The 23,577-nt window shown below is 57.5% G+C and carries 14 protein-coding genes and 1 pseudogene; 6 read left to right on the top strand and 9 right to left on the bottom strand.

What is annotated here, in order from left to right; all coding sequences use genetic code 11:
* Positions 1 to 22: 22 nt before the first annotated feature.
* Complete coding sequence (gene queA, locus BUB72_RS04680) at positions 23 to 1,060, bottom strand: tRNA preQ1(34) S-adenosylmethionine ribosyltransferase-isomerase QueA (protein WP_073141191.1); 1,038 nt, start codon at positions 1,058 to 1,060, stop codon at positions 23 to 25.
* A gap of 10 nt (positions 1,061 to 1,070) precedes the next feature.
* On the bottom strand, positions 1,071 to 4,433 hold the full coding sequence (locus tag BUB72_RS04675) for a YhdP family protein (protein ID WP_073141189.1): 3,363 nt from the start codon (positions 4,431 to 4,433) through the stop codon (positions 1,071 to 1,073).
* 113 nt (positions 4,434 to 4,546) lie between these two features.
* Here BUB72_RS04675 and bcp point away from each other — a divergent pair, with 113 nt between their 5' ends.
* From bcp to BUB72_RS04650, 5 genes are all read left to right on the top strand, one after another.
* Positions 4,547 to 5,008 carry a thioredoxin-dependent thiol peroxidase gene (bcp, locus tag BUB72_RS04670; protein ID WP_073141187.1) on the top strand — a complete coding sequence of 154 codons (462 nt, stop codon included), beginning with the start codon at positions 4,547 to 4,549 and terminating at the stop codon, positions 5,006 to 5,008.
* Positions 5,009 to 5,010: 2 nt separating this feature from the next.
* Positions 5,011 to 5,823 (top strand): ferritin-like domain-containing protein, encoded by an 813-nt coding sequence (locus BUB72_RS04665; protein WP_073141185.1) that lies wholly within the window; start codon positions 5,011 to 5,013, stop codon positions 5,821 to 5,823.
* 174 nt (positions 5,824 to 5,997) lie between these two features.
* Positions 5,998 to 7,344, top strand: a complete 1,347-nt coding sequence (locus tag BUB72_RS04660; RefSeq protein ID WP_073141183.1) for a M23 family metallopeptidase — start codon at positions 5,998 to 6,000, stop codon at positions 7,342 to 7,344.
* Positions 7,334 to 7,873, top strand: a complete 540-nt coding sequence (locus BUB72_RS04655) for a bactofilin family protein (protein WP_073141181.1) — start codon at positions 7,334 to 7,336, stop codon at positions 7,871 to 7,873. The genes BUB72_RS04660 and BUB72_RS04655 overlap by 11 nt, the downstream gene beginning before the upstream one ends.
* Before the next feature lie 84 nt (positions 7,874 to 7,957).
* A complete protein-coding gene (locus BUB72_RS04650) occupies positions 7,958 to 9,355 on the top strand; it encodes an MFS transporter (RefSeq protein ID WP_175549116.1) in 1,398 nt (465 codons plus the stop codon).
* A 7-nt stretch (positions 9,356 to 9,362) separates the two neighbouring features.
* Here BUB72_RS04650 and prfB read toward each other — a convergent pair whose 3' ends face one another.
* From prfB to BUB72_RS04630, 4 genes are all read right to left on the bottom strand, one after another.
* Positions 9,363 to 10,490, bottom strand: a complete 1,128-nt coding sequence (prfB, locus tag BUB72_RS04645; protein ID WP_073141177.1) for a peptide chain release factor 2 — start codon at positions 10,488 to 10,490, stop codon at positions 9,363 to 9,365.
* A gap of 109 nt (positions 10,491 to 10,599) precedes the next feature.
* Positions 10,600 to 13,122 (bottom strand): penicillin-binding protein 1A, encoded by a 2,523-nt coding sequence (locus BUB72_RS04640; RefSeq protein ID WP_073141708.1) that lies wholly within the window; start codon positions 13,120 to 13,122, stop codon positions 10,600 to 10,602.
* Between the two features lie 121 nt (positions 13,123 to 13,243).
* Positions 13,244 to 14,440, bottom strand: coding sequence for an N-acetylmuramoyl-L-alanine amidase (locus BUB72_RS04635; protein ID WP_073141174.1), 1,197 nt, complete (start codon positions 14,438 to 14,440; stop codon positions 13,244 to 13,246).
* A 61-nt stretch (positions 14,441 to 14,501) separates the two neighbouring features.
* Positions 14,502 to 15,638 carry a pyridoxal phosphate-dependent aminotransferase gene (locus BUB72_RS04630; RefSeq protein ID WP_073141705.1) on the bottom strand — a complete coding sequence of 379 codons (1,137 nt, stop codon included), beginning with the start codon at positions 15,636 to 15,638 and terminating at the stop codon, positions 14,502 to 14,504.
* Between the two features lie 80 nt (positions 15,639 to 15,718).
* Here BUB72_RS04630 and BUB72_RS04625 point away from each other — a divergent pair, with 80 nt between their 5' ends.
* Positions 15,719 to 17,062, top strand: coding sequence for a M48 family metalloprotease (locus BUB72_RS04625; protein ID WP_073141172.1), 1,344 nt, complete (start codon positions 15,719 to 15,721; stop codon positions 17,060 to 17,062).
* Positions 17,063 to 17,110: 48 nt separating this feature from the next.
* Here the strand turns inward: BUB72_RS04625 and BUB72_RS04620 are convergent, their stop codons facing one another.
* The 3 genes and pseudogenes from BUB72_RS04620 to BUB72_RS04610 form a co-directional block, all read right to left on the bottom strand.
* A complete protein-coding gene (locus BUB72_RS04620; RefSeq protein ID WP_073141703.1) occupies positions 17,111 to 19,894 on the bottom strand; it encodes an Rne/Rng family ribonuclease in 2,784 nt (927 codons plus the stop codon).
* A gap of 453 nt (positions 19,895 to 20,347) precedes the next feature.
* Positions 20,348 to 21,679, bottom strand: coding sequence for a sigma-54-dependent transcriptional regulator (locus tag BUB72_RS04615; protein ID WP_073141170.1), 1,332 nt, complete (start codon positions 21,677 to 21,679; stop codon positions 20,348 to 20,350).
* A gap of 27 nt (positions 21,680 to 21,706) precedes the next feature.
* A pseudogene (locus BUB72_RS04610) lies at positions 21,707 to 23,547 on the bottom strand (sensor histidine kinase).
* Between the last annotated feature and the right edge of the window lie 30 nt (positions 23,548 to 23,577).

Here is a 23,577-nt window from a genome sequence, read left to right as displayed (position 1 = left end):
CAAGGTTCACGCGCGTCAAAGCCTATGGCAACAACAACGATGAATCCCCGTAGGAAAAGAATCTATACTCCTGCGAGATGGCGTGGTCGTATATCTGCCGCACCCGCTCCTGCCCCATCAATGCCGATACCAGCATCATCAGAGTAGACTTTGGCAGGTGGAAATTTGTCATCAGTGCATCTGCAATCCGAAACGCATATCCCGGGTATATGAAGATTTCTGTCTCCCCCTGCCATGGCGCGATTACTCTGTTTGACGTAGCTGCGCTTTCAATCAGCCGGAGCGCGGTTGTGCCGACAGGGATCACCCGCCGTCCTTCGGCTTTGGCGGCATTGATCCGCTCGGCAGCATGTTTGGACACCTGCCCCCATTCAGCATGCATCTTGTGGGTTTTAACATCATCGACCTTCACCGGAAGAAATGTGCCTGCCCCGACATGCAAGGTCACGTGTACGAATTCGACGCCAATTTCGGTCAACCGACTTAGAAGATCATCATCAAAATGCAAAGAAGCCGTCGGCGCCGCAACGGCACCGGAAGTCTTGGCAAAGACAGTTTGATAATCCGTCTTGTCTTGCGCATCTGCGGCACGCTTGGCTGCGATGTAGGGTGGCAATGGCATTTGTCCCGCAATCGCCAGCGCATCATCGAACGCCTGACCTTCCAGATTGAACCCCAAAACCGCTTGCCCGTCGGTGCGGGACAAAACCTCTGCCTCAAGTCCTGCCGCAAACGTAATCGCTTCTCCGTCACGAACTTTTCGAAGTGGTTTTACCAACGCCCGCCAACGTCCATCCGTGGTGGGTGACAACAGCGTGACCTCCATCTTCGAGATATTTCCAGCCCGCTCCCTGTGGCCAAACAGACGCGCGGGAATGACCTTCGTATCATTCAAGACCAGCACGTCGCCCGCATTCAGGTAATCGACAAGATCGGTGACCACGCGGTCCTCGATCCGGTCAGGTGTCGCGACCAGCAGCTTGGACGCACTGCGCGGCACCGCAGGGCGTGTCGCAATCAGCTGCTCTGGCAGGTCGAAGTCGAAATCGCTCAATTTCATAAATGCTGTCTCAGTTTTGTAATTTTGGAGGCGGCTGGCGGAATATCTCCCGGAAGATGCCCGGCGTTAGGACTGACAAGGGATTCACACCCACCTTCGGCCCGTCCGCCGATCCTTTAAGTGTATAGTTGAAACCGAATAGTCCTTCGCCCTTTCGAGGTGCGAATAACGCTCCAAACAGGCCATTCACCGCATAGATCGGGGAAACCACTCCGCGCATATCCATTCGCCGCGTTCCCGTGTTGTAAATTCCGTCCATCGTGATCCCCATCGAAGGCCCGACGGCGGACGAGCTTCTGAGCGTCACACCGCCCGGCGTCAACAAAAAACGTGCTTCGGTGTTGGTGAACAGAATGCCATCTCCGGTCAGCTGTTCAAGCAGGCCAATCACGCTAATCGCGGACAACAAATCTGCCAACGCCGGAGCCTTTTTCACGCGTGTATTGGTAATCTTAAGCGCGCCGTCGAACTGACCCGGCTTCCCATTAGGCTGCAACGTCAATGACATCTCCCCACCATTCACGTTTTGCAGGATGCCTGTCGCAGATATGACCCTGCCCCCGTTGTCCGATATGATGCGCACCGCTGGCCCTTTTCCCGTTGGGATAACCGTGCCTGAAATTGCAGCCTTGCCGTTCAGGTTCGCTTTGAAGGTGCCGTCGATCCCCCTGTCATTGCGAAAGCTTCCGCGGAACTGATCCATCGCGATGGTATCGGTCACCACCAATCTGTCGAGCGCGAATTCCAGTGGTGGGCCGCCCGCACTGCTCCCTCCGGTCGTGACGCCAAACTTGCGAATGTCGATCGTTCCGCCCTTGATCACCACCAACGGTTGCCGGTTCGCCCCGCGCCCGACGATCTCGACCTGCGAGTTGAGACGCCCGGCAACTTTAAGCGGCGTGAACACGGCCTTATCAAGTCCGCCGCCATTGGGTTTCAACGAAACAGAGCCGCGCGCATCCAGACCGCTGACCTGAACACGCACATCATTGACCTTTGGCGTGTCGCCCATGGTCAAATCCAAGCTCAACGAACCTTTGGAGGCGCGGGATTTCGCCCACCCCAATGCCGGAATGGACAATCCGACGCCTCTGAGGTCCGAGGTCAGCTTCGCTTGCGGTGCCGCCCCTTTCGCGAGCTGGATCTCCATTTTAGCAGATCCTTTCCCCGACACGCTGCCCTTGGGCAGACCGACGTTAAACGCCTCAAGCATGCGGGATGACAGTTCGATGCTGCCGTCGACCTTACTGGTTTTTCCGGTTCCTTTGCCGATTTTGCGAGACCAGACGACATCCATCGGGATGCCATCAATTGTGCCCTTCCCCTCAATCGACAAGGCACCATCGCCTGCAGACACCTCCATATTGTCAGAGCGCAACACACGTCCTTTGATCAGGGTCTCCGATACAACATCGCTCACCTCTGCCGAGACCACGTAGCCGACGTCCTCGACTTCGACCTTCGGCTCAAGTGGAACCGTCAACCGTGTGGAGACGATCGCGCTTCCGGTTGCCACGTCGGGGGAAAGGTCGGATTTAGACAGGAACTCGAACGGCTCCATATCCAACAAGTAAAGTGCGGCGGGCAGCGGTCCGTCCAACGTTAGATCAAAGACCGCGACAGCAGGCTTAGCTGCCATATCCGGGATTTGCATAACCGACCCGCCGGCCTGCAATGCACCGCCGCTGGGGGCAGTGATTAGCCCCTCCGTCACGCTGAGGTTAAAGGAGTTGCCTGATATGGATGCAAAACCATGTGCGCCCTCAATCGGTGGCAAGGTCTTCAGGTAACTCACCTTCGCCTCTTCAAAATCGAAGCTAACGGCGGCCTTAACGGGTTCTTCCGGGACAACGCGAAGTGCGGCATGGGCATGCTTCACACGCCCGCCCTCGATGTTCTTGATCAACCATTCACGCGTTTTGTCCACCGCGTTCTCTGGCCACAAGGCCATCAGACGGACATGGTCTATCTCGTCGATTCCAGCATTAAGGGCAACCGACCACCCCGCTGGCAACACGTCAACTGATCCTTCCGCCACCAGCTCCGCCCCTTCGTTGCGCAGCACCAACTGGCCTATATCCAGCGCAAGCTCCGCCGGACGATAGCGCAAATCCAGCGCACCTTCCTTGAAGGTCACCGGGGCTTCGAACATTCCTTCGGGTGCAAGACGGACATTCGTAAAGCGAAACTGCCCCAAAAGAGTTTGCGGGATACCCGCCTTAAAATCGAGCAGATCGGCATGGCCGGTGGCACTTAGTCGAAGCTGTGGGGAGTCCAGTGCAATCTGATCAAAGATCAAGCGCCCCGTAGCCGCTTCGTACCGGATATAGCTTTTAGAGGAATTGAAAGGCACCGGCTTCGCCTGCTCTGTCGGGCGCAACGCCCCTTTGGCAAGGTCCAAGGTTCCAGCCAATCCGACGACTTGTCCCGCCGCATCAATTTCAGCCGTCAGCGAACCGGAAGCGGGCGCATCCAACACGTTAAGAAAGTTCAGCGCTCCGATTTGGGCCGCTAGGTCACGAGCGCGCAAATCATTGAACTTCCCGACAAGCCGTGCCCCTTCGGAGCCTTTGGCTTTATCGGCAGAAAAAAACAGCCGCGCGGGCGGGCCACTGGGCTGGTCAAGGTCAAAGGCAACATTCAGACCGATCACATTGTCGCCATTGGTCAGCTTCAACTGCCCCTGCTCGACAATTGTAACCTCGCCAGTGCGCTGATCAGACAGCCGGATCGTCAACGCCTCAGCGCTCGCCTCTTCCATCTCTTCCATCCACGGCGCATCAAGCCAGTCATCAATCTGCTTCATCACCTCGGCCATCGACCCGGCCTTGACCTGAGCGCCACCCATCTGGGTGCCAAAGGCAAGTTCGATCTGACCGTTCTCGTTGCGGTTCAACTCAAGGATAGCGCCCTGAACTTCGACCGTTTCAAGTTTGATGCGACCAAGCAGCAACTCGGACGTGTCGAGCTTGCTGCGCAGTTTAGGCAATGCCAGTATCGGTGCGCCGCCCGCATTGTAGACTTCGATACCGGTGAAATCGACTGTCGGGCGGTACGCGTCGTCCCGCAATCCGACCGCAATCGTGGCCAAGGCGATCCGTTCCCCGTCCAGCTCGGTGTTCAAGCGTTGCTCAACCTGCTCGACGGCCCATTGCGGCAGCTCAATACTGCGGCCCATCACCGATAGTAAGGCAATGATCACAAGGAAAAACGTGAATGTCAGAAGCGTGCCAAACACCGAGAAAAACATCATGACCGCCCCCGGCTTGCGGTGGCGCCACTTGGTGCGAGGAGGTTGTGCGGTATCGCCCCCTTCGGCCTCTGCCTCGGGGGGGAGCGAATCTTCCTCGATTTGCGTGGCGTCGTCGGCCATGCCACCTCGTCTTTCGGTCGGGGCCCTCAGACAGTTGTACTCGCCCCTTTATCTTTACATACAGCGCCCTACTCTCGACGACACATCAAATCGACATCAAAGGACAAAGCCCTATGACACAAATTGGCGAGCTTGCCCCCGACTTCACCCTTCCTCGTGATGGTGGCGATACCGTCACGCTTTCCACGCTCCAGCCCTCGAAGGTTGTTCTGTACTTCTATCCGAAGGACGACACGCCGGGCTGCACCAAGCAAGCCATCGGGTTTACCGAACAATTGCAAGCTTTCAAGGAGGCAGGATGCGAAGTCATCGGTGTTTCCAAAGACACGGCCGCGAAGCATGACAAGTTCCGCGACAAACATTCTCTGGGCGTCATCCTCGCCTCAGATGCAGAAGGGGATGTCTGCAAACAATACGGAGTGTGGAAAGAGAAGAGCATGTACGGGAAAACCTTCATGGGCATCGAGCGCTCGACTTTTTTGATCGGCAGTGATGGCAAAATCCTGCAAGAATGGCGCAAGGTTCGCGTGCCCGGGCATGTTGAAGCGGTACTCGAAGCGGTGCAATCCACATGAGCATGAGCTTGCGCGAGATGGCGGTCGCGGTGCTCAACACGGCTGATCCGCGCCAGAAGACCGCGCTCTCGCGCCGCTTTGCTGAAGAATGGCGAACAACGCGCAAGGATGGCCGAGAGATCGAGTTGGGCATAGCGCAACCACCCGATATGCCCGCACGCCCGTCAAAACCTGAATTGTTGAGCCCCCGTGACGTCGCACAGCGCAAACCCGGAACGCCGGAGGGTCGCATCGCAATGTTGCACGCCATCGCGCATATCGAGCTTAACGCCGTAGACTTGCATTGGGACATTATCGCCCGCTTCCCTGATGTGGATTTCCCGATGGGCTTCTACGACGACTGGGTTCAGGCCGCCGACGATGAATCCAAGCATTTCAACCTGATGGCGGACTGTCTTGAAGCTCGCGAAAGCCACTACGGCGCGTTGCCGGCACATGCGGGTATGTGGATGTCGGCCAGCGAAACCGCGAAGGATATCATGGGGCGTCTTGCCGTTGTACCGATGGTATTAGAAGCGCGAGGATTGGACGTGACGCCGGGCATGATCAAGCTGTTCAAACAGGCCAAGGATCACGCTGCCGTCGACGCACTGGATGTCATCTACTCCGAAGAAGTGGCCCATGTCGCATACGGATCGCGATGGTTTCACTTCCTTTGCGGTCGCGAAAATCTGGATCCGACACCGACATTTCACATGCTTGTCCGGCGCTACTTTCATGGTCAGCTAAAGCCACCATTCAACGAGGAAAAACGTGCCGAAGCGGGGATCGCGCCCGACTTTTACTGGCCTTTGGTTGATCAGCAAAAACCCTGAATGCGCCGCTATCGGCAAGATACCGCCAAAAACACGCGGAAATGACGCAGGTTGTCACATCCGTCGGCTTAATTGTTGCGTGGTTTACGCTCAAAGTTTAAGCAACTCCAAGTTGACAGAACGGTGGGGACCCGCAGTCAGCTTTGATGTCTGGGGAAAACGGGAAATAGAACTGTGAAAACACGCCTTTTCAGCGCACTAGATCATGCACTTGAACGCAAGTTGCCTGAACAACGCCTCTTTCTGAAATCGGAAGAAGGTACGCGCTTCATTCGCTTGCGCCCGACCATGCAGGCGGGGATCGTCCTTGGTGGCGCTGCAATCGCATGCTGGACGTTTGTCGTTACCGCAATTTTCCTGATGGACACGATCAGCTCTGGCAATGCCCGTGAGCAAGCGCAGCGCGAGCGCGCGATTTACGAGGCCCGTTTGAACGCTCTGTCCAACGAACGCGATGACCGCGCCGTCGAAGCCTCGGCGGCCCATGCACGTTTCTACGTGGCGCTTGAACAAATATCGGAGATGCAGTCGTCCCTACTTGCTTCCGAAGACCGTCGCAACGAACTGGAAACCGGTATCGAGGTGATCCAGACGACGTTGCGCAAAACCATGAAAGATCGCGACGCAGCCCGTGACGAGTCGGAAGTCCTGCTGGCGCAGATCAACGCCGATGGCGATCCCAACGCCCCTCTTCTTGCACGCGCCAAAAGCACTGACGGCTCGGTTTCGTTCCTGACCGAAGCTTTGGAGCAAACAGCCGCAGAGCGTGACCAGATTGCCCGCGACGCCCAAGATGCTATTGATACCGCCGCTGAACTGCGCTTCACGCTGAAGATGAATGAAGACCGCAACGAGCAGATTTTTACCCGGCTGGAGGAAGCAGTCACTGTATCCTTGGAGCCGCTTGATAAAATGTTCCGCGCTGCAGGAATGCCGACCGAGAGCATCCTGCGCGAAGTGCGCCGCGGATATTCCGGCCAAGGCGGTCCGCTTCTGCCCGCAACAATGTCCACATCCGGTGGCGGTACTATAACCGACAAGACATCCACCCGCGCGAACCGCTTGCTCAAAGAGCTGGACCGCATCAACCTGTTCCGCATCGCAGCCGACAAATCGCCCGTAGCGATGCCGGTCAAAGCCGCCTTCCGTTTCACGTCGCCCTTCGGCTATCGCAAAGACCCGAAAGGGGCTGGTCGCCGGATGCATGCAGGCGTCGATTTTGCCGGCTCACGTGGTACACCGATCTATGCAACCGCTGACGGAGTTGTGACTCACGCAGGCTGGCAATCGGGCTACGGCCGCCTTGTGAAGATCAAACACGCCTTTGGTATTGAAACCCGCTATGCCCATAACTCGAATATTCGTGTAAAAGTCGGTCAAAGGGTATCGCGTGGGGACCGTATCAGTGATATGGGAGCCACTGGCCGTGTCACCGGCACCCATCTTCACTACGAGGTCCGTCTCAACGGAACTCCGGTCAACCCGATGACCTATATCAAGGCAGGACGCGATGTTTTCTAAAAGCAAAATCAACGACCCAAGCGCAAAACCGGCAGAGGACAGCTCGGCACCAGCCAAGCCATCCCCCTCGTCTTCCAGCGCTCCAAAGCCAGACTTCTCTGCGTCGGCACCTCGTCCAAAAGCGCCGCCATCGTCATTGTCGACAGACCTGACGATCACCGGCAATATGAAGACAACAGGCGACATCCAAGTCGAAGGCAACGTGGAGGGCGACATTCGCGCCCACTTGCTGACAGTAGGTGAAACCGCCGTGATTAAAGGCGAAATTGTCGCTGACGACATCGTTGTCAACGGTCGCGTCATTGGTCGTGTTCGTGGTTTGAAGGTGCGCCTGACATCTACGGCACGTGTCGAGGGTGATATCATCCACAAGACAATCGCGATCGAAAGTGGTGCCCACTTTGAAGGCTCCGTTCAACGTCAAGACGATCCGCTCAATACGGGTGCCAGCAAAGGTGCGGGTGGTGCTCCAGCGGCCAAGCCAGCAGCCTCTCCGGCCCCTGCTTCGACTGAAACACCAAAAGCCTAGAAGCTTATGGTCGAAAAGGCGTCCTTGGACCAATCTGATCCGAGGACGTTACCTCTTTGCGCACCCGAAAGTCGTCCCTACCTGTTGGCCGCAGCGATTCTTGCGTCCTCTCTTGGGTTCATTGACGGCTCTATAGTCGCAATCGCACTTCCTGCGATGCGCATGTCACTCGGGGCTTCTCTGGTTGAAGCGCAGTGGATTTCCAACGCCTACATGCTCACCCTAAGCGCCTTGATCCTCGTTGGCGGGGCCGCCGGCGACCGGTTGGGCCTTGCACGGGTATTTGGCGGCGGCATTGCCCTGTTCGTGCTTGCCTCGATGGCCTGCGCCTTTGCACCGACTGCCAGCTTTCTAATTTCGGCCCGCGCTGTACAAGGGTTGGGCGCAGCCTTCATGGTGCCGGGCTCTCTGGCGCTCATCAGCCGTGCCTACCCGAAAGAAGAACGGGGGAAGGCGATCGGCACATGGGCCGCTGCGGCGGCAGTGACCTCGGCACTCGGCCCGATCATTGGCGGCGTCGCCTTAACCGTTGGCGGTCCGGATGTCTGGCGCTGGATATTCGCCGTTAACTTACCCTTGGGTTTGCTCGCCCTCTACTTCCTTTTCATTAAAATCGAGCAGGACCCGAGCCAGCCGGAGCGTGGCATCGACATTCCGGGCGGGGTTTCGGCGGTTTTGGGTCTTGGATTAATCGCTTGGGCGCTTAGCGGTGCCGAACATGGAGAGGCTGTCTCCAAAGCATCCCTTTATCTCGGATTGGCGGGCGTAGGCGTCCTGTTTGTGTTTCTGCGCATCGAGGCGCGAAGCCCACACCCTATGATGCCACTATCCCTTTTTCACAACAGTGGCTTTACGGTCGCCAACGTCGCGTCTTTTGGCATCTACTTTGCCTTCTCGGCCATCTTGATGTACCTGCCCATGGTTGTTATCGGCGGCTGGGGCGAGTCAGAAATCACCACATCAGCTGCCTACGCACCACTCTCCGTATTTATTGCCCTGCTGTCGGGGTTTTCCGGCAGGTTGGCGGGACGTATCGGTCCTGCGTCATTGCTTGTGGGAGGGTCGCTCGTGCTGGCCGCAGGTTACGCGGCACTTGCACTGGTCATCCCGACCCAAAATTTTTGGGGGGCCGTGATGCCGGCGATGTGCCTTCAGGGCATCGGTATGGGCTTGGTTGTGGCGCCTCTGTCGACTGCTGTGATGGGCTCTGTCGCACCACATGCGACCGGCACGGCGTCCGGTATCAACAACGCGGTGATCCGCATGTCCAGCTTGATCGCAGTCGCGGCTATGGGAAGCGTCGTGGCAATCGGGTACGGCGCTGCCGACGGGCCTGCGACCTTCGGGGAAATTATGCAAGACCCCGGCCATGCCGCGGCCTCGAACGCAGCTTTCATTAAGGTTGCATGGGCGGCCTGTGTGATTTGCCTGACATCTGCGGTGATCACCGCTATCGGCGGGCGAACTGCTGCGCGTGGCTAAGGCGGGCTTAGTCTTCGGCCTGTGCCTCTGCGCGGGACTTGCCGGACACATCTAACGCAAGCGTTGCACCCATGAACCCGTCAAGATCCCCGTCCAGCACACCTTTGGTGTCTGACGTCTCGTGGTTGGTGCGCAAGTCTTTCACCATCTGATAGGGCTGTAACACATAGGACCGGATCTGGTTGCCCCAGCCTGCGTCTCCCTTGTTTTCATGCGCTTCGTTGATCGCCGCATTCCGGCGGTCCAACTCCATCTGATAGAGGCGGGATTTCAGGGCCTTCATCGCGATATCACGGTTCTGGTGTTGCGACTTCTCTGACGACGTCACGACGATACCTGTCGGCTCGTGGGTAATACGTACGGCTGAATCCGTGGTGTTCACGTGCTGGCCGCCCGCGCCTGAGGATCGATATGTATCAATGCGAATGTCAGACGGGTTGACGTCAATTTCGATGTTGTCGTCCACCACTGGATAAACCCAAACAGAGGTAAACGACGTATGCCGTTTGGCTGCGCTGTCGAATGGCGAAATGCGTACCAGACGATGCACGCCTGATTCCGACTTCAACCAGCCATATGCGTTATGGCCGCTGATTTTGTAGGCTACGGATTTGATCCCTGCCTCGTCACCCGGCGACATAGATTGCAGCTCCACCTTGTAGCCACGCTTTTCAGCCCATCTGGTATACATGCGCGCCAGCATGGACGCCCAGTCGCAACTCTCGGTGCCCCCTGCCCCGGCGTTGATCTCCAGAAATGTGTCGTTGGCATCCGCTTCGCCATTCAGCAGCGCTTCCAACTCCGCTGCTGCAGACCGCTCTTTCAGCTTCACAAGCGCAATCTCGGCTTCAGTGACGACATCAGCGTCACCTTCCATCTCACCAAGCTCGATCAGCTCGACATTATCGTCCAGCTCTTGCTTCATGCTCGAATAGCTGTCGATCGCATCAACCAGTGATTGACGGTCCCGCATCAGCTTTTGGGCTGCCTCGGCATCGTCCCAAAGGTTCGGGTCCTCGACCCGCGCGTTGAACTCTTCAAGGCGGTACGCAGCTGTTTCCCAATCCATCCGCTGGCGTAACAAAGCCAGGGATTTCTCGATAGCATCCACATTGTTCTGAGCGTCCGCGCGCATAAGGAAAGTCCTGCAATTTTAGTTAGATCAAGGTGATAGGCCACAGCCCGCCGCCACGCAAGCGGGCTTCATCTTGGCAAAAATATTCCCGCCGGAGGCTCAGGTGGATTTAGTACAACCCGCCCGCGCTCAAAGTGCCGAAGTTTGCCCGCTTTGGAATAACCGCTTTCTTGCCTGTGGATGTCGTCACCTCGGTCACCGCCGTCACATCGTCGGTTCCGCGTGTAAACAGGTTCAGGTTGGACCCCATGGCAAAGCCGCCGTCGATGATTGCGCCAAGCCCGTATGCCGGCTCTTCACCATCGCGGAAATACTCGACCACGACATGGTCGCCACTTGCGTTTGCAGGCAAGACGGCACCAGTAAAGCGGTCAATCTTGACGAAATAACCACCCGGTGGCACGTCGAACTTCCCGCCGCCATATTTGGCCGTTGCCTTCTTCATGAACCGGTTGAACACTGGCCCACACATGCCACCACCGCTTGCCCCACGGCCAAGGCCGCGCGGTCGGTCATAACCAATATAGCACCCTGCCACGATGTTAGAGGTAAAGCCCACAAACCACACGTCTTTGGCGTCGTTTGTAGTGCCGGTTTTACCGGCAGTCGGCACGCTCAGGTTCACAGTTTTCCGAGCCGTCCCGCGCTGGACAACGCCCTGCATCATCGAGGTCAGCTGATAGGCGGTAATCGCATCCATGACCCGCTCGCGGCTGGACGTGATGGTTGGTGCAAAATTCGCGTCAAGTGATGCAAGCTGGCAATCCTCACAGGACCGTTTATCATGCCGATACACCGTGCGGCCCCAGCGATCTTGCACGCGGTCGACCAAGGTCGGCTCGACCCGCTCACCGCCATTGGCGAACATCGCATAAGCCGTCACCATCTTCATCAAAGTTGTTTCCTGCGCCCCTAGGGCATTCGACAGGAACGGGTTCATGTCGTCATAAACACCAAACCGCTCTGCATAGCTCGCGACCGTATCCATACCGATTTCCTGAGCCAGACGAATGGTCATCAGGTTCCGCGATTGCTCGATCCCCGTGCGCACAGGTGCCGGACCGTAAAAGCGGTTGGAGGCGTTCTTTGGACGCCACAAGCCCTGAGGTGTGTTAATCTCGATCGGGGCGTCGACGATAATCGTATTCGGTGAAAACCCACTGTCCAAAGCAGCAGCATAGACGAACGGTTTGAAGCTTGAACCAGGTTGGCGCGTCGCTTGCGTCGCACGGTTGAACACCGAAGCCTGGTAGGAGAAACCGCCCTGCATCGCCAGAACACGGCCCGTGTTCACATCCATCGCCATAAAGCCGCCCTGCACTTCCGGCACCTGCCGCAGTGACCACGTGCCATCGTCACTTGGGCGGACATGGATGATGTCGCCAACATCCAACAGATTGTCTGCATTGGCTGACGCTTTGCCCAGTTTGCCGTCTTCCAGCCTTGGTCGCGCCCATTTGACGTCTGCGCCCAGAATTTGACCCTCATCGCTAACACCTTCCACGCCGACGGTCGCATTCGACTCGTCGAACCCCAGCACCACGGCAACGCTCCAGCCTTCGATGTCCCGAGGGAACACGGTGTCGTTCAAAGCTTCGCGCCACCCGTCACCTGCCAGCTTTTCCGGCTCGATCTTCGCCTTTACGCGGTGAAATACGCGGCGGCCCCGGTCATAGCTTTCAAGCGCACGGCGCAGAGAACTTGCAGCCTCTTCCTGCAATTCGCGATCAACCGTGGCGCGGATTGTCAAACCACCCCCAAAAAACTCCTCTTCGCCAAAGTCTTTGGACAGCTGGCGACGGATTTCATCGGTGAAGTAATCCCGATCGGGCAGTTCTGACTTGAAGTCCGCAAAGCTGCCGCTTTGCACGGTCGACAACGGTTTTTCGCGAGCGAGCTTGTAATCATCTTCCGAGATGTAGCCGTTCTCGAACATTTCACGCAGCACGAAGTTACGCCGTCCGGTCGCGCGTTCGGCTTCCCGAACGGGGTGATAGCGCGATGGAGCTTTGGGAAGAACCGCAAGATAGGCCGCTTCTTCGACATTCAGCTCAGACAGCGTTTTGTTAAAGTAGGTCTGGGCTGCAGCTGCTACGCCGAAACTGTTCTGACCAAGAAAAATCTCGTTCAGGTAGAGTTCCAGAATTTTATCTTTGCTCAGTGTACCCTCAATCCGCGACGCAAGGATCAATTCCTTGATCTTGCGTTCAGCGGACCGGTCGCCAGAAAGCAGGAAGTTTTTCATGACCTGCTGCGTGATCGTTGACGCCCCACGAAGACGCCCCCCCTGCGCGGCATCCAACGCAGCCTTGGCCATCCCCAGAGGATCATAGCCCTTGTGCGTGTAAAAATACTTGTCTTCTGCCGAGATGAACGCCTGTTTCACGATGTCAGGAATCTCATTCGCAGGTGCAAACAAACGCCGTTCCTGGGCAAACTCGTCGATCAATGCGCCCTGACCCGAATAGATGCGACTGATGGTCGGCGGAGAGTATTGCGCCAACGTATCAGTGTCGGGCAAATCGCGCGAATACATAAAGAAGATCGCGCCAATCAGCAGCGCTACCGCGAAGGCACCGATGCAGATCAGACTGAAGATCGACCCGAAAAAGGAAAGAATCGCGCGCAGCATTAGTTCTGCCCCCAAAAGCATGTTGAACAACATATATGTGTAGTGCCGCCCAAGGTCAAAACACCCAAGCGGGGAAAGCAGGCTGAAACCGGCCAGTTTCGATCACGTTTTGGCGCGATCATCATCGACCTGCCGCGATTGCGTCGTCTTCCAGCGCCCAAAGGTCAAGCGCATCAACGATTCCTGCCGCAGCCTGACTGCGCCACACCTGATCTTGCAGCCGGTCCAGATCCCTTTCGGAAGACATAAAGCCCAATTCGATTAGAACCGAGGGAATATCAGGGGCCTTTAGCACCGAGAAACCGGCCTCCAGACGGGGCCGCTTGTGAAGCTTGCCCAATGTATTTCGCAACCCGTCAACCAGCGCTTCGGCAAGCCGGTCGGTGCGCGGCGTCGTTTCGCGCCGCGCCAAGTCCATCAAAACGGTTGCGATCTGGTCGTCCTGCGCTGTCAAATCGACACCGGCAAGAATGTCCGTGCGGTCCTGCCGCTCCGCCAGATTGGCGGATGCCTCGTCGGAGGCCTCGTCGGACAAGGTGTAAATCGTCGTTCCCGTAGCCCGCCCCTCGGCCAGCGCATCGGCATGCAGTGAGATAAACACATCCGCCCCCGCCGCGCGCGCCAGCGACACCCTCTGAGGCAGGGAGACAAAGCTGTCATCCTCTCGCGTCATGATGACATCGTAGCGTCCGGAGCGCAGCAATTGCTCGCGCAGTTCCCGCGCGAATTGAAGCATGAGATCGGCCTCATCCACACCCGCCCGCTGCGCACCTGGGTCCACTCCGCCATGGCCCGGATCAACGACAACCATTCGGCGGGTATCGCCATTGGACGTAATTTGCTCCTGCTGCCATGCCGTCAGCTTTGTCACTGTGGATTTTGCGTGCTCCGAGAAATCGCTTTGGGTGGCCGGGGCAAGGGTTACCGTGATGACCGCGTCCCCGTCTTGAGGGTCGGTTTGCATACCTGCGTTCTCGACCAGCATCGGTTCGGATAACTCCATCACGAGGCGCGACCAGCCATCGCGGATCGTTCCGGCGCGAAGTTCAGCGATGCGGTCTGACCGATCCAAACCTGACAGATCTGGCTCGAAGGAGACTTCGCGAAAATCCACCGCAATCCTGTTGGGCGCGTCGAAAACCTGAACGCGGTACGGCACCGCTTGCGTCAACGCCAGAGACAAGGTTGTGCTGCCACGGCTGTCAGTCACGCGCGACGCATCCATGTCGACACGCGCAAGCGCGCGCAGGTCTTGCGACGCTGCGCTCATGGTCATCCCAAGGGACGCCAGTGCAATGAGTGAGATCAGCCTGCTCATGACCGCCTTTATTATTTTGAAGTTATCCTAACAGGATTCCCCAGACGGGCGAAGGGCCGAATTAACCGCGCTGCGCCATAAACGATGTCAGGCGCTTTATGCCCTCGGCGATATCGTCTGTGCTGCGCGCGTAGGAAAACCGCAAAGTTGTGTGGCCACGCATCGGATCGAAATCCAGACCCGGCGTGACCGCCACTCCGGCCTGCTCCAAAATCTCGGCGGCGAAGGCGCGGCTGTCCTGCGTCAGGTCCGATACATCCGCGTAGATGTAGAAGGCCCCGTCCGGCGGCGCGATCTTGTCGAAACCCGCCTTGGGCAGCCCGTCCAGCATCAAGCGGCGGTTTTCCCCGTAATCCGCAAGCATTGCTTCGGTTTCGTCCCGTGCGCCCAAAGCACCGAGCGCTGCGATCTGGGCGGCGTGCGGTGCACATATGAACATATTCTGAGCCAACCGTTCGATCCGGCGCACGTGATCTTCGGGGACGACCATCCACCCCAAGCGCCAGCCGGTCATTGAAAAATACTTGGAGAACGAGTTGATGACATAGACGTCGTCCGACAGCTCCAACGCAGAAACCGCGCGGCCTTCGTATTGCACACCATGGTAGATTTCATCCGAGATGAAGGCCGTGCCTTTGGCCTGACAGGCGGCAATCAACGCGCCAAGGTCATCTTTGGACAGCATAGTTCCGGTCGGGTTGGCAGGCGACGCCACGATCAGGCCCGCAAGGTCAGCGTCTGGCAGAGCGGGGACGTGTCGGTCGGCGGCATGCGTTGGAATGGCATAGGGGTCCAAGCTCAGCGCCTTGAGGATTTGGCGGTAGGACGGGTATCCCGGCTCAGTAACGCCCACCTTTTCACCCGCCTCGAACAGTGCGGTGAAGGCCAACACGAACGCAGCAGATGACCCCGCAGTAATCACGACGCGCGCGGGGTCCAGCTTGACGCCATACCAGTCCGCATAGAGCGCGGCGATGCCCTGACGCAGCTCCGGCAGGCCAAGGGCGACGGTGTAGCCGAGTGCATCGTTTTCCATCGCACGCGCCAAGGCTGCGCGCGCAGCCTTGGGTGCAGGTGTTCCGGGTTGTCCCACTTCCATGTGGATGATCGATCGACCCGCTTGCTCCAGACGGCGGGCTTGTTCCATGACATCCATAACAATGAACGGATCGACGTCGCCACGACTTGAACTTCGCATGATATCCTCGCAGGGTTGCGGTGTTTCGCGCTTCAAACCAGTCCCCGCCCTCGGGGTCAATCACTGGAAGGGACTCTGTATTGAAACTTTTGCGCCACCTGCTGTTGGTTTTCGTCGCCACACTAACGTCAGTGCCTGCCTATTCTGCCAGCCTGATCCGCGATGCCGAAATCGAACAAGCGCTCCAGCAACTTGCAAAACCCGTATTACGATCTGCTGGATTCGGGTCGGGCCGCATTCGGGTTTTGGTGATAAATGACCCGAAACTCAACGCATTTGTGGTCGACGCAAATCACGTCTTTATCCATTCGGGGCTGATCATGAAGCTCAACCGCCCCGAAGCCCTGCAAGCGGTGATTGCGCATGAACTGGCACATATTGCGAACGGCCACCTTACCCGCCGCGCAACCAATGCGCGCGTTGCTGGTCGTGTCACGGCTATTGGTATGGCCTTGGCTGCGGCCGCAGCGATTGGCGGGAATGGGGATGCAGCTGTCGGGCTTGCCGCAGGAACCAGCAGTTCCGCCGCGCGCAGGTTCTTCGCCCATACCCGTGCCGAGGAATCGTCTGCGGACCAATCCGCGATGCGCTATATGGGCAGTGCCGGGCTGGACCCTTCTGCAATGGTCGACATCTTACAGATATTCAGAGGTCAGGAGGCCTTGCGCCCGGGCAGGCAAGACCCCTATGCGCGAACGCACCCGCTGACCCAAGATCGGCTTCGTGCGGTAAAGGGCTTTGCGGCAAGCTACAAGAAGCGCTCCCAACCGACCACGCCCGAGGCCATCTATTGGTACGCGCGCATGTCGGCCAAACTCAACGGGTTCCTGCGCAATCCGCGTTCCGTTTTGCGCCGCAGCGAGAGCAAGGGAAATGGCGAGATCGCCACATTGCGACGCGCCATTGCCTATCACAAAACACCAAACCTGAAGAAGGCATTGGCCGAGATGAATGCCTTGCTGAAAATGCGCCCGCGTGATCCCTACTATCATGAGCTTAAGGGGCAAATCTTGTTAGAGGCCCGCCAGTTCAACGCCGCCGTCGGCTCCTACAAGCAAGCCTTGGCATTGGCGCCACGGGAGCCGTTGATCGAATCCGGATTGGGTCGCGCGCTGCTTGCGCAGGGCTCCAGTGGTGCAGCCAAACAGGCACTGACTATCCTGACCCGTGCAAGGTCACGCGATCCCGGCGATCCACAGATGCTTCGCAACCTTGCGCTGGCCTATGCAAAAAACGGGCAGAACGCCATGGCATCCGTTGCAACGGCAGAGCGCTATGCCGTGCTGGGTCGGTTCGATGACGCAGCCATTCACGCGAAACGCGCTCTCGGCGCCCTGCCCCGCGGCTCGTCCGGCTGGCTACGCGCGCAAGATATTCTTGCCTCTGCTGAAGCGGCTCCCAAACGCAAGAAGAAGCGCAAATAAAAAAGGCCGGGCAATTGCCCGACCTTTTCTCATCTTGAACTGCGTAGGTTAGCGCCCGAGGGACCACCAGCCTTTGCGCTTCGGCTTATCAGCCTCCGCCGCGGGTGCTGCTTCCGCGACCTCCTCAACAGGCTTCGGCTTCGAAACCCGTGTGCGGGTCTTCTTGGGCTTGGGCTCCGCCGGAGTTTCCTCAGCTGCGACAATCGTAGAGGGTTCAGCCGCTGCGGGCTCTGCTGCTATGGGTGTCGTTGCCTCATCAGTCTTCGTCTTGGTCGACTTCGCACGCGGTTTGCGCGTGCTGGTCTTTTTCGGCTTCTCAGCAGGAGCATCTTCCAACGCCTCAACAGCAGCCTCTGCGACAGGGGAATCCTCGGTCTTTTTGGAGCGAGATCGTGAGCTGGTGCGTTTCTTCGGCTTCGTCTCAGCTTCAGCTTCGATTTCAGGTGTCGGTTCCGATTTCGCATCTACGCTTTCGGTCACGGCTTCCTCAGCCTTGGCCTCTTCAGCTTTGGCGGAAGATTTAGACCGGCTGCGCGAACGTGACCTTGGTTTCGGCTTCTCGCCATCTTCCGGCTTGGCCTCATCCGCGACATCCGCTTTTGCCGCTGGGGCGTCCGCCGTGTCACCATCGGCTTTTACGTCGCCATTGTCTTCACCGTTCTCTCCGGAGCCATCTTCGGAACGATTGGAAGATGACTTGGAGCGGCCACGCCCACCCCGACGACGACGGCGCTTTTTCTTTTTCGGATTTCCGTTTTCATCCAGCTCCGGCGCATCCGCTTCAGCGACGACCTTAGCTGCTTCAACTTCACTTTCAACTTCGACCTCGTCTTCCATCTCGTCGATATCGGACATGTCGATGCTGTCCATCGACACGACGTTCGAGGCAATAGCGTTGATCACCCGTGTCGCAGTTTTGAACTTCTCGATGGTGTAGTCGGGGCTGACCAGATGCGCGTCAGCTTCCAGACGCACGGCCATGTTGTAACGGCTTTCAATCTGGGCCAAATGCTCGCGCTTTTCGTTCATCAGATAGTTGATGACCGCAATCGGCGCTTTGAGCAGAACTTCTTTGGACCGCTTGCGCGTGCCCTCTTCTTCCAACTGGCGCAGGATGGTCAATGCAAGGCTGTCATCAGAGCGGATCAAGCCAGTCCCATGACAGGCAGGACAAGGCTGTGTGGAGGCTTCCAACATGCCCGGACGCAACCGCTGACGCGACATTTCCAAAAGGCCAAAGCCGGATATACGTCCAACCTGAATGCGGGCGCGATCCGTTTTCAACTTGTCTTTCAATAACTTCTCAACGGCAGTGTTGTTGCGACGTTCATCCATGTCGATGAAGTCGATAACAATCAGGCCTGCGAGGTCACGCAAACGCATCTGACGGGCGACCTCTGCGGCGGCCTCCAGATTGGTCTTCAGTGCAGTCTGCTCGATGGAGCCTTCTTTTGTGGCGCGTCCGGAGTTCACGTCAACCGCGACAAGCGCCTCGGTGGTGTCGATCACGATATAGCCACCAGACGGCAATTGAACCGTTGGATTGAACATCCCTGACAGGTACGATTCCACCTGATGACGTGCAAACAACGGCATCGGATCGGTATAGCGTTTCACGAATTTCGCATGAGACGGCATAATCATGCGCATGAAGTCCTTGGCCACGCGATAGCCAGCTTCACCTTCGACGAAGACCTCGTCGATGTCTTTATTGTAAAGGTCGCGGATAGAACGCTTGATCAGATCGCCTTCTTCATAAATCTGCGCCGGAGCAATGGATTTCAGCGTCAGTTCGCGCACCTGCTCCCATTGGCGTTGCAGGTATTCATAGTCGCGCTTGATCTCGGTCTTGGTGCGTTGCGACCCAGCCGTGCGCACAATCAAACCCGCACCCAAGGGCACATCGATCTCGTTGGCGATCTCTTTGAGTTTCTTGCGATCGGCAGCGTTGGTGATCTTGCGGGAAATGCCACCGCCACGTGCGGTGTTCGGCATCAGGACGCAATACCGGCCAGCCAAAGACAGGTAGGTTGTGAGTGCCGCGCCTTTGTTGCCGCGCTCTTCTTTAACCACCTGAACCAGCAGGATCTGACGAACTTTGATAACTTCTTGGATCTTGTACCGCTTGGCGCGTGGTTTGCGCGGCTGGCGGATTTCCTCAGTCACATCTTCCTGAGCGACACTTTCGATATTGTCGTCTTTTTCCGAGGCAGAGGTTTCTTCGTCGTCATCATCGTCGTCGTCGCTGGAATCAGCGTCGCTGTCCAGATCAACCACATCCATTCCGGGAATCGCCGGTGCCACTTCGGCTTCGGTCGATGTGATTTCCGCTTCGCTGGCCTCAACCGGAGCCTGAGCTTCTGCATCAGGCGTGCTGGCATCAGCTTCGACAGCGTCCGTTGTGGCCTCGTCCGAAATTGGGTCCTTGACCTCTTCGGTCACCACCGCATCGTCAGTCTTGGACTTCTGTGACCGCGAGCGGGACCGAGACCGGGAGCGCGAAGACTTCTTCGGCTTTTCGTCCTCTTCCGCTTGTTGGCGGGCATATTCCAGTTCCTCGTCGATCAGCGCCTGACGGTCAGCCATCGGGATCTGGTAGTAGTCCGGATGAATTTCCGAGTAAGCAAGGAAGCCATGGCGGTTTCCGCCATAGTCCACAAAGGCCGCCTGAAGCGACGGCTCTACCCGGGTAACTTTTGCAAGATAGATATTGCCAGCTAGCTGGCGTTTGTTTTCCGATTCAAAGTCAAATTCATCAACTTTGTTTCCGTCTGCCACCACGACGCGGGTCTCTTCCGCGTGGGTGGCGTCGATAAGCATTTTCTTAGCCATGTTTTCCGATTGCATCTGGCCAACGACAAACACGCCCCGGGGGGCGCGGCATTGTTAACGGGATGTCTTGTTTGGGCGAGCCTGGACGCGGATGGCTGCAAAACGGCATGTGACGAGAGGACTCCCCCGCCATTATGTCCGTTGCTGTGCCTGTCGCGTCTCATCGCGTTCTTGTCTCCGACCCGGGCCAATTATTGGTGGCGCAGGCCTTACGAATGGTGCCACGGCGCGTTTTGCGAGCCAGCGGCGATGGCCCAAAGGGCCGTCAATCCTGCGGTGCTTGAGCTCGTTTTGTCCTTCGAGCATAGCTGCAGTGAAACTCTAACCGTCCAATGCGCCTGTTCGGGGCACCGAGCCGTCCTCAACACATAGTATTGTTTGCATGTCGATTACAATGAACAATCGCTGTTGTGACGGATTACTCTCAATTCATGATCGCATGTCTTAGGCTGCTTAGACATAGTCTGCCCTTTGCAATCCGTACTTTGCCATCTTTTCGTTCAAAGTCCGGCGCGGCAAACACAACTCGTCCATAACACTCGCGATGGAGCCTTTGTGACGGCGCATCGTGTTGTCGATCAACATCCGCTCGAACGCTTCAACGTACTCCTTGAGAGGTTTGCCTTCCGTCGTCACCACCGGCCCCATCTCCGAGTTGTCGGCCATCAGCAGGGACGCAATCGAGCCTGAACCGCGGCGGTTTTGCAGAACGGCGCGTTCTGCGACGTTGATGAGTTGGCGCACGTTGCCGGGCCATGGAGCCTGCAACAGCTGTGCCGCTTCCTGCGCGGAGACTTCCGGTGCGTCAGAGCCGTATTCCTCGCCGAATTGCTCTCCGAAGCGGTTAAACAATGTCAGAATATCCTCGCCTCGCTGGCGTAGCGGAGGGATAGTGATCTTCATTGCAGCTAGACGGTAATACAGGTCGGCACGGATCAAGTCTTCGCAGGTTTTATCCTGCTCTTGGGTGTTGCAAATCGCGATGATCCGCGTCTCGGCGGGGCTGCCCTGCTCGTTGATCAGTTGCAGCAACCGCGCTTGCAGCGTTCCCGGCAGCGCCTCGATATCTTCAAGCACCAAGGTCCCGCCGCGCGCTTGCTCGACTAACGGAAGCTCTTCACCTTCGATGACAGGGTCAAACAACTTCTTCGACAAAGAGGCCTCATCAAAAGCGGCACAACTTAGGGTTACAAACTTCTTACCTGCGCGCGGTCCGACTGCGTGAAGCGCATGAGCAATCAGCGTCTTGCCCGTTCCGGTTTCGCCGTCAATCAGCACATGACCATCGGCCTGCCCCAGATCGAGAACATCCTCGCGCAGACGCTCCATCACGGGCGAGGAACCGATCAACTTACGCATCAAGGCAGCGCCATCCGATAGTTCCCGACGCAGCGCGCGGTTGTCCAATGTCAGGCGTCGCGAAATAGTGGCGCGCTTGGCAAGTTGGGTCATACGGTCGGGGTTAAACGGCTTCTCAAGAAAGTCGAATGCCCCGACGCGCATCGCCTCCACCGCCATCGGAACATCGCCGTGGCCGGTGATCATGATAACGGGCAAGGCGCTGTCCTGGCTCATCAGACGTTTGAGGAATTGCATACCGTCCATGCCGGGCATCTTGATGTCGCTCACCACGATACCGGGATAGTCGCTGCCAATGCCCTTCAACGCGTCCTCCGCGCTAGAGAAGGTCTCGGTGTCGTAGCCGGAAAGCGCCAGCCACTGGGAAATCGACTGACGCATGTCCTGTTCATCGTCGACAATTGCAATTTTCAATGCGTTGGCCATGTTCTGGCTCCTTTTGCTGTACTGCGCCTATTCGGCGGCCTCAACTTTGCTATTTGAGGCGGGTAATTGTGTCGGGGGTTGGGTCTTGATCGCGTCTTGACCCAAAATTGGTAGCTGCACTTCGAACACCGCGCCGCCAGCCTGACCGTTGCGTGCTGTCAAACGACCACCCAAATCGGCAACGATACCGGACGAGATTGCGAGACCAAGACCAACGCCCTCCCCCGGTTGTTTCGTCGTGTAAAACGGCTCGAACAGTTCATCGAGGCTTTCGAGCCCCTCACCGTTGTCCCGCACGCTGAGCACTGCCGTTTCACCGGAGTTCAGTAGTATTTCAACCTGAGGCTTCAGCACGCCCTTGGTCGCATCCAAGGCATTGCGAAACAAATTGATAATCACCTGCTCAAGCCGCACGCGATCTCCCAAAACCAGCACGGGTTCGTCGGGCAATGTCGATATCACCCGCACATCGCCGCGCTTCAACTGCGGCTCCATCATCGACAAAGAGCCGCGAACTGCGTCGCGAAGATTACCGGCTCCAACGCGTCGCCACCCTTGCGGGCGTAGGATTTCAGCTGCTTCGTGATTGCTCCCATCCGCTCGATCAAGTCGTCTATGCGTTGGAAGGAAGCCTGCGCTTCCTCGGGGCGGCGTCGTTGCAGCAGCAACTTTGCGCCTGCAAGATAGGTTTTCATCGCGGCCAGCGGTTGGTTCAACTCGTGGCTCACGGCGGCGGACATCTCGCCCAATGCCGCAAGTTTTTGCGATTGTGCCAATGACTGCTCCGCGACTTCAAGATTCTTTTGAACCTTTTGACGTTCAGCAATTTCGCGGCTCAACCTCAGGTTCAAAGCCCGCAATTCTTCACTTTCGCGGCGGAAAAAGCCTGCCTGTGTTTGAGCACGTCGCGAAAGGACATAGAATGCCAACGCCAGCAAAATGGCGAAGGCCATAATTTCAATGGCAAGCACACCGTTCACACGTTCCCGCACGCTTGCGTAAGTCGAGAAGGACGTGATCCGCCACCCGCGGAACGGGATACGGCCAACCATTTCCATCACCGCCTCTCCGCGGAAATAGGCGTCCGGTTGTTCGATGTCGAACAGGCCGCCTGTTGCCTCGAATGCACGCCTCAACGCGCTGTCCGGCGTTCGTTTCTCCAACGCCTCCGCAATATCCAAGCCCCGCCAGCGCGGGTCGGTGGCGATGACGATCTGTCCTTCCGAGTTGGCGACCAGAACCGCCTCCGATGGTGAGCGCCAGCGTGTCTCAAATTGCCGCAAATCGACGTCGACCACGATAACACCGATTCCTTGCTTCTCGGATTCAATCCGGCGGGCATAGGTGAATTTGTAGGCGCCACTTTCCAACTGCGTCGCATTGAACACCGTCTCGTTGGTGCGCAACGCATCTACGAAATAGGGTGAATTGCGAAACGCCGCGCCCAACTCGTTTCGGTCAGACGACGCCACGATAACCCCGTCTTGATCCAGCAGACGCAGCCCAGCCGCGCCGATCTCTTCCGAAAACGAAATCAACCGACGGGATGTGGCCGAAAAATCATTGGAGTTCAGCGCAGAGATCATCACCGGATCACGCGACAACAGCAAAGGTACGACGCGGTTGCGCTGCAACTCGGAGGTAATGGCGTTGGAATAAAGGGCGAGCCGGATTTCGCCCCTGTTACGGGTGGTCTCAGTAAAGCGATCGGTGAGCCAAAGGTTGGATATCCAGATGATACCAACTGCCAAGGCGATCAACCCCAGAACAACGCCTCTTATCAGCCAAGTCGCTTTACGCGATGGCCGTGTTTGAGGGGGCGTGACCGTTTTGATGTCGGTCCCACCAGTGGGAGGCGTCGTCTTCATGTGCCCAGATTAGGTCAGTGACCGCGTACT

It is taken from the genome of Litoreibacter ascidiaceicola, assembly GCF_900129235.1.
Lineage (GTDB): Bacteria > Pseudomonadota > Alphaproteobacteria > Rhodobacterales > Rhodobacteraceae > Litoreibacter > Litoreibacter ascidiaceicola.
Note: the sequence above shows the minus strand (reverse complement) of the source record. Positions and strands in the feature narration are given on the sequence as shown.

Bases quoted from the DNA above. Each gene is read 5' to 3' on its own strand.
- prfB (WP_073141177.1), bottom strand. From the start codon at position 10,490: ATGCGCGCGGACGCTCAGAACAATGTGGATGCTATCGAGAAATCCCTG.
- BUB72_RS04665 (WP_073141185.1), top strand. From the start codon at position 5,011: ATGAGCTTGCGCGAGATGGCGGTCGCGGTGCTCAACACGGCTGATCCG.
- BUB72_RS04675 (WP_073141189.1), bottom strand. From the start codon at position 4,433: ATGGCCGACGACGCCACGCAAATCGAGGAAGATTCGCTCCCCCCCGAG.
- bcp (WP_073141187.1), top strand. From the start codon at position 4,547: ATGACACAAATTGGCGAGCTTGCCCCCGACTTCACCCTTCCTCGTGAT.
- queA (WP_073141191.1), bottom strand. From the start codon at position 1,060: ATGAAATTGAGCGATTTCGACTTCGACCTGCCAGAGCAGCTGATTGCG.
- BUB72_RS04615 (WP_073141170.1), bottom strand. From the start codon at position 21,679: ATGGCCAACGCATTGAAAATTGCAATTGTCGACGATGAACAGGACATG.
- BUB72_RS04635 (WP_073141174.1), bottom strand. From the start codon at position 14,440: ATGAGCAGGCTGATCTCACTCATTGCACTGGCGTCCCTTGGGATGACC.
- BUB72_RS04640 (WP_073141708.1), bottom strand. From the start codon at position 13,122: ATGCTGCGCGCGATTCTTTCCTTTTTCGGGTCGATCTTCAGTCTGATC.
- BUB72_RS04620 (WP_073141703.1), bottom strand. From the start codon at position 19,894: ATGGCTAAGAAAATGCTTATCGACGCCACCCACGCGGAAGAGACCCGC.
- BUB72_RS04630 (WP_073141705.1), bottom strand. From the start codon at position 15,638: ATGCGAAGTTCAAGTCGTGGCGACGTCGATCCGTTCATTGTTATGGAT.
- BUB72_RS04655 (WP_073141181.1), top strand. From the start codon at position 7,334: ATGTTTTCTAAAAGCAAAATCAACGACCCAAGCGCAAAACCGGCAGAG.